At 65.1% G+C, this 3678-nt stretch carries 4 protein-coding genes; 1 reads left to right on the forward strand and 3 read right to left on the reverse strand.

Annotated elements, in window-relative coordinates:
• Positions 1 to 10: 10 nt before the first annotated feature.
• Positions 11 to 1513 (reverse strand): CoA-acylating methylmalonate-semialdehyde dehydrogenase, encoded by a 1503-nt coding sequence (locus RJ1_RS34845; RefSeq protein ID WP_073367026.1) that lies wholly within the window; start codon positions 1511 to 1513, stop codon positions 11 to 13.
• Positions 1514 to 1612: 99 nt separating this feature from the next.
• Between RJ1_RS34845 and RJ1_RS34850 the strand changes: the two genes are divergently transcribed.
• A complete protein-coding gene (locus RJ1_RS34850) occupies positions 1613 to 2200 on the forward strand; it encodes a nucleotidyltransferase family protein (RefSeq protein WP_073367029.1) in 588 nt (195 codons plus the stop codon).
• A 21-nt stretch (positions 2201 to 2221) separates the two neighbouring features.
• Here the strand turns inward: RJ1_RS34850 and RJ1_RS34855 are convergent, their stop codons facing one another.
• Together RJ1_RS34855 and RJ1_RS34860 are read right to left on the reverse strand one after the other, a co-directional pair.
• The gene (locus RJ1_RS34855) at positions 2222 to 2713 is read right to left on the reverse strand and encodes a pyridoxamine 5'-phosphate oxidase family protein (RefSeq protein WP_073367032.1); all 492 of its coding nucleotides are present in this window, start codon (positions 2711 to 2713) and stop codon (positions 2222 to 2224) included.
• A gap of 36 nt (positions 2714 to 2749) precedes the next feature.
• On the reverse strand, positions 2750 to 3678 hold a 929-nt coding region (locus tag RJ1_RS34860; RefSeq protein ID WP_073367035.1), incomplete at its 5' end, for an HNH endonuclease.

The following is a 3678-nucleotide window of genomic DNA, read 5'->3' on the forward strand; positions in this document are numbered from 1 at the left end:
GGAGGTCCGTTCAGTTCATCGTCGGGATGACGAAGTGGTTGGTCTCTTCTTTCTTGCCCGAGGGCCAACGCTGCGTCACGGTCTTGGTCTTGGTGTAGAAGCGGAACGAGTCGGGACCGTGCTGGTTGAGGTCGCCGAAACCGGAGCGCTTCCAGCCGCCGAACGTGTGGTACGCGATCGGCACCGGGATCGGGACGTTGACGCCGACCATGCCGACGTTGACGCGGTTGGTGAAGTCGCGGGCCGTGTCGCCGTCGCGGGTGAAGATCGCGACGCCGTTGCCGTACTCGTGCTCGGTGGGCAGGCGCAGCGCCTCCTCGTAGTCCGCGGCACGCGCCACCAGCAGGACGGGTCCGAAGATTTCTTCCTTGTAGATCCGCATGTCGGTGGTGACCTTGTCGAACAGGGTCGCGCCGGCGAAGAAGCCGTTCTCGTGGCCTTCGAGGGTGAAGCCGCGGCCGTCGACGACCGCCTCGGCGCCCTCGTCGAGTCCGATCTGGATGTAGTTGTTCACCCGGTCGAGGGCGTCCTTGCTGACCAGCGGACCGAAATCGGCGGACTCGTCGTCGCTGCGGCCGATGCTGAGCTTGCCGACCCGTTCGGTCAGTTTGGCGACAAGCGCATCCGCCGTCTCCTCGCCCACCGGAACGGCGACGGAAATGGCCATGCACCGCTCACCCGCGGAGCCGTAACCTGCGCCGATGAGCGCGTCGGCCACCTCGTCGAGGTCGGCGTCGGGCATGATGATCGCGTGGTTCTTCGCGCCACCGAAGCACTGCGCGCGCTTGCCGTGCGCCGCCGCGGTCTCGTAGATGTACTGCGCGATGGGCGTGGAGCCGACGAACCCGACAGCCTTGACCCGGTCGTCGGTGAGCAGGACGTCCACCACTTCCTTGTCACCGTTGACCACGTTGAACACGCCCGCGGGCAGACCGGCCTCGAGGAACAGCTCGGCCAGACGCAGCGGCACCGACGGGTCGCGCTCGGACGGCTTCAGGATGAACGCGTTACCGGCGGCCAGCGCAGGGCCGGCCTTCCACAGCGGAATCATGGCCGGGAAGTTGAACGGGGTGATGCCCGCGACGACACCGAGCGGCTGCCGCATCGAGTACACGTCGATGCCGGTTCCGGCGGATTCCGTGTACTCACCCTTGAGCAGGTGCGGCGCGCCGAGAGCGAACTCGATAACCTCGAGGCCGCGCTGGATGTCGCCCTTCGCGTCGGGGATCGTCTTGCCGTGCTCGGACGACAGCAGCCGTGCCAGCGAATCCATTTCCTCCTGCACGAGCTGGAGGAACTTCATCAGGACGCGGGCGCGCTTCTGCGGGTTGAACAGCGCCCATTCCCGCTGAGCATCCACCGCGTTCGCGATGATCGCCTCGGTCTCGGCCTTGTCGGCGAGCGGCACGCGCGCCTGGACCTCACCGGTGTTGGGGTCGTAGACGTCGCCGAACTTGTTGGAGGCACCAGGGACGCGCTTGCCGCCGACGAAGTGGGATAGCTCTTGAACCATTGTGCGAACCCGTTCCTTGCTCGATGATGAGGGAGTTCCGAATATGTAGCCCATCCTATAGTTGGATGTCCATGTATGTCCAGACCATACGATCGGATCATGCCGATTCACTCTCCCGAGGAGGTGGAATTCCTTCGCATCCTGCGAACCAACCCATGCATCACCACCATCCTGGATCGAGCACCCCAACTCGGCCTCCCGGAGTGGTACCTCACCGCCGGCGCCGTGTTCCAGACAGTCTGGAACCACATCGACGGCCGCGACCCTCAGTCGGGGATCAACGACTACGATCTCTTCTACTTCGACGACTACGACCTCAGCTATGACGCCGAGGATGACGTCATCCAGAGAGCCGGCGCACTGTTCGACGACCTGGAAGTATGCGTCGAGGTCAGAAACGAAGCGCGTGTGCATCTTTGGTACGAAGACCACTTCGGCGTGCCCTCCACACCCTTCACCGACTGCAAGGACGCCATCGACCACTTCGCCTCCACCACCTGCTGCTACGGCATCCGGAGAAACACCACCGGAGACGACGAGATCTACGCTCCCCACGGCTTCGCCGACCTCTTCGCCATGATCCTGCGCCCGAACCCCGTTCTCGCCCCGCGCGAAGTGTACGAATCCAAAGCCGCACGGTGGCAGAAGGAATGGCCCGGGCTGACGGTGGTGCCGTGGCCGGATTGATGAGTCAGTGTTATCGATAAATCAGTGTTTCCGCACGACGTGCTCGGTCTCGCCCGGCTTCCAGATCGTGATGTCCATGTGGCCGTCGCCGACCTCCACTGCCGAGCCGCCGATCAGGTCGGCTCGGTAACAGTGATCGAACTCCTGCCCCCGAATGTCGAACCCGGTCTCGTCGAACAGTGCCTGCGCGAATCGCTGATGCAGGGCCTTGTCCTGAACGTCGTCGACGACTCCCCACAGTTTCGCGTCGCCCTCCTTCACCTCCGTGTCGACGGTCGCCGTGTGCAGGCAGAAGCGCGGGTCGCGTGCCAGATCCCGGAACTTCGTTGTGTTCGGCATTCCGGCGATCCACAACTGGTTCTCGAAGAATCTCGGCTCGACCGGGCTGATCCGCGGAAATCCGTCGGAGCGAAGCGTGCCGAGCATGCACAGGTTTCCGGTCGCCGCGTGCCTGCGGGAGAAGATAGCGGCAATCCGCGGAGCGGCTTCGGCGAACTCATCCCAGCTGGCCATGCACACGACCCTACGACGAATCCGGCGACCGAATGATCAAGATGCACGCAAATGTGCGAGTAGGACCGCCTCGACCACCGAATGTCGTGCCGGAGTCGGTAACGGCGGCGCCGTGGACCGGTAGTGATGCCCGGTCGGGGTGCCGAGATCGATCAGATGCCGTCGGCCGGGACGGGTGACCGGGCGGGCGACCCACCCCGGCGCTTCCTTCGCGTAATTGCACGCCTCGCACAACCCGGACCCGTTGCGCACCGACGTCCGGCCAAGTTTGCCGTGCGGGCGAATGTGATCATGATGCCGAATCGGCGCATCGCACCACGGAGTCCGGCACGTCCGGTCGCGGAGGTCGATCAACTTCGCCAAACCCTTCGGGGACGTCCGGGACTGCGATTCCATCGCGGTCAACGCCCCCGACTGCGGGCACGAGTACAGCCGCTGCAACGTTGCCCCGACCTCGGCGTCGACCGCGTCGGCCACCCACTGTCTGGCGATCCCCGCGGGCACCGGCCCGTACCCCTGCAACTGCGCCGGCTCGTTCCCGCTGGCCAACAGCGTTTCGTCCGACAGCACCAGGTTCACCGCCACCGGCACACCGGAGGCCACTTCGGCTCCGGTGCCGCGTGCGAACAGCAAATCCACCATCACCTGATTCCGCGTCCTGCCACCACCGTTCCCGGTGGCGATGAGACTGTCCGCATCCCGCCCCAGCGTCGCCTGCAGACACACCGCCTGCTCCACCGGCATCAACACACTCAGATACGCCATCGAATCCGGCGCCGGCCGCGTCGTCACCCGCCGCTCCGACACCGCCTTCCTATGCCGGCGGACCACCGACGCGGCATCGAGTTCCGCAGCAAGAGCCTTGGCGCGGGCGACCAAACCCTGGTCACCGACCCCATCGAGAATGCCCGGATCCGCGCACAACCGGCGGTCCACGATCCCCCGATCCTCAGCCGACAAACACG

It is taken from the genome of Rhodococcus jostii NBRC 16295, assembly GCF_001894825.1.
GTDB lineage: Bacteria > Actinomycetota > Actinomycetes > Mycobacteriales > Mycobacteriaceae > Rhodococcus_F > Rhodococcus_F jostii.

Bases quoted from the DNA above. Each gene is read 5' to 3' on its own strand.
- RJ1_RS34845 (WP_073367026.1), bottom strand. From the start codon at position 1,513: ATGGTTCAAGAGCTATCCCACTTCGTCGGCGGCAAGCGCGTCCCTGGT.
- RJ1_RS34850 (WP_073367029.1), top strand. From the start codon at position 1,613: ATGCCGATTCACTCTCCCGAGGAGGTGGAATTCCTTCGCATCCTGCGA.
- RJ1_RS34855 (WP_073367032.1), bottom strand. From the start codon at position 2,713: ATGGCCAGCTGGGATGAGTTCGCCGAAGCCGCTCCGCGGATTGCCGCT.